Genomic DNA, 2,573 nt, shown 5'->3' with positions numbered 1-2,573 from the left:
ACGACACCCAAGGCTCTCAGCATGTCTGATTTCATAAAAATCCGTGATGTGGAACTGCCCGAAGACAAGCCGAGACTATCCGTTAGCCGTGACCTGTTTCTTTTCGCCTGCTATGCAGGAACAGCCTTCATAGACACCGTTTCCATCACGAAAGCCAATGTCAAGGTGTTGGAGGATGGCGACAAATGGCTCATCTATAACCGCAAGAAGACCGGAACACTTGCCAGGGTGAAACTCCTGCCCGAGGCGTTGGAGCTGATGGCGAAATACGAGGACGGGGCAAGAGATACCCTTTTCCCATTGCTGAGCACGAATCGTGTTCGTATCGATCTCATCACCATCTGCAAGTTGGCGGAAACGAGCAAGACCTATTCCTACCATTCGGGACGACACTCGTTCGCCAGCCTCATTACGCTGGAGGCTGGTGTGCCGATGGAGACCATCTGCAAGATGCTCGGTCACAAGGATGTGAAGATGACGCAGCGGTATGCGAGAGTAACCCAAAAGAAGCTGTTTGAGGACATGGACAAGTTCACCGCTGCAACCGAGAAGGACTTTATTCTCGCATTATGAACAAGGCTTTCAACTTTTCTTTTTACAGTTTCAACTACATTATTATATTATAAGGACAACAACTATGAGCAGAAGTACATTTTCAATTTTGCCTTACATCAACAGACAGAAGGTGAAGGCAGACGGAACAGCCAACATACTTTGCCGCATCACCGTTGACGGCAAAAGCGCAGCCATTTCCACAGGCATATCCTGTACCCCACAGGAGTGGAACGCCAAGAAGGGAGAGGTACGGAACGCAAGGGACAACGGACGATTGGCAAGTTTCCTTGCTGAGGTCAAGGATAAATACAACTCACTTCTTACCGCCAATGGCATCATCACTGTGGAAATGCTGAAGGCTGTGTTGAAGGACAAGGATACGACAGGAAGGTTCTTGCTGAACTTTGGTGATACCATCGTGGAATGGTATCGAACCTCAAAAGCCAGACAAACCTTTCTGCACAAGCGAACATGGCAGAAGAACCTGAGAGCCTTTGTCCATTCGTTGGATAAGGACGACATCGCCTTTGAGGACATAGACGAGAATTTCGGGGAGGAATACAAGCTATTCCTGAAACGAGACCAGGGACGTATCGACAGCTATGTGAACCATTGCCTTCTCTGGCTGAACATGTTGATGTACAAGGCAGTGGACAGGAGCATTATCCGCTTCAATCCCATAGCCAAGATAGGGTATGAGAAGAAGGCAGCCCCGAAGATGACCCATATCAGCAAGGCAGACTTCATCAGGATGCTCTCTACCCCGATGGCTGACGAGCGAACGGAGCTTGCACGCAGATGTTTCATTTTTGCCTCGCTCACCTCCTTATCCTATATAGATGTAAAGAAACTGTACCCTCACCATATCAGTGAGAACTCCGATGGTAGGAAGTTCATCCGCAAGGAAAGAGAGAAGACAGGCGTGGAGTTCTTCGTGCCACTCCATCCGATAGCCGAGAAGATTCTTTCGCTCTACAATACCACGGACGACAGCAAGCCTGTTTTTCCACTGGGTGAGAAGAAAGACATCTATCTTGATGTGCATACCCTTGGGATGGTGCTTGGCATAAGTAATAAGTTGGGATTCCACGCCAGCCGCCATACATTCGGAGTCTTGATGCTCAACGAGGACATTCCCATCGGCAGCATAGCCAAGATGATGGGACACGCAGACATTACAAGCACACAGGTCTATGCACAGGTGACGGAGCAGAAGATTTCAAATGACATGGATAAGCTTATTGCCAAGCGGGAAAGGAACAGATTATCGAACGAAAAAACTATTGGAAAATGAACAGAGGTGTTATAACTATCAGCGAGAGCGGAACGGTATCCATGCCGACCGATACTGTATGGATGACCATGCAGGAGATTGCCGACATGTATAATGTATTCGGCTGCTATGTGCGCAAGGCTGTCAAGGCTATATTCAAGGACGGCATTCTGAAAGAGCAGGGTGTACGCCGTCATGTCAGGAAGAACGACCGCATCAGCTATGATGTGTATAGTCTTGAACTCGTCATTGCGGTAGCCTTCCGTATTGACAGCATTGAGAGCCGAGCCTTTCGGGAGTTCATCATGCAGTCCGTCATCGGCAAGCAGACAAGCCGCACTAAACTGGTCTGTATCTTTACAGAGAACGCAATGGCATAGAACAGCCATATAAAGCAACGTTCCTTGGAGGCTTTGCGCCTCCAGCCACTTGGGCGAACCACCGCAGTGTGTTTTAGCATGGTATTAGATTTATACAGGTAACACAAATGATACCCGGCAAACACGAACAACTCGGTATAGCCAATAAAACGAGGCGACAACCTATAACAACCACGCTCGGTAAGTTATACGTTGTCGCCTTATTCATTTCACACACTCATCAAGGACATTCTCTTACACACCTTTCATTCTGTACGCTTCACGATAGTTAGCCATCAGAATCTTCTGAATGTCGGACTCGCGGTAGAGTATCTTTCCGCCAAGCTGGATATACGGGATGACACCGTTGTTTCGGTAGTCCTGCA

At 48.2% G+C, this 2,573-nt stretch carries 4 protein-coding genes; 3 read left to right on the top strand and 1 reads right to left on the bottom strand.

All coding sequences use genetic code 11. The features are described 5' to 3' along the window. From P3T48_RS13540 to P3T48_RS13530, 3 genes are all read left to right on the top strand, one after another. The coding region (locus P3T48_RS13540) for a site-specific integrase (protein WP_276507035.1) at positions 1–573 on the top strand (573 nt) is incomplete at its 5' end. A 64-nt stretch (positions 574–637) separates the two neighbouring features. Continuing rightward, a complete protein-coding gene (locus P3T48_RS13535) occupies positions 638–1,849 on the top strand; it encodes a site-specific integrase (protein WP_119238623.1) in 1,212 nt (403 codons plus the stop codon). Continuing rightward, positions 1,846–2,208 (top strand): virulence RhuM family protein, encoded by a 363-nt coding sequence (locus tag P3T48_RS13530; RefSeq protein ID WP_117574240.1) that lies wholly within the window; start codon positions 1,846–1,848, stop codon positions 2,206–2,208. The genes P3T48_RS13535 and P3T48_RS13530 overlap by 4 nt, the downstream gene beginning before the upstream one ends. 234 nt (positions 2,209–2,442) lie before the next feature. Here the strand turns inward: P3T48_RS13530 and P3T48_RS13525 are convergent. Beyond that, positions 2,443–2,573, bottom strand: a 131-nt coding sequence (locus tag P3T48_RS13525) for a MerR family transcriptional regulator (protein ID WP_255081232.1), incomplete at its 5' end; no start/stop codon positions are given.

The organism is Segatella intestinalis, assembly GCF_029348455.1.
GTDB lineage: Bacteria > Bacteroidota > Bacteroidia > Bacteroidales > Bacteroidaceae > Prevotella.
Note: the sequence above shows the minus strand (reverse complement) of the source record. Positions and strands in the feature narration are given on the sequence as shown.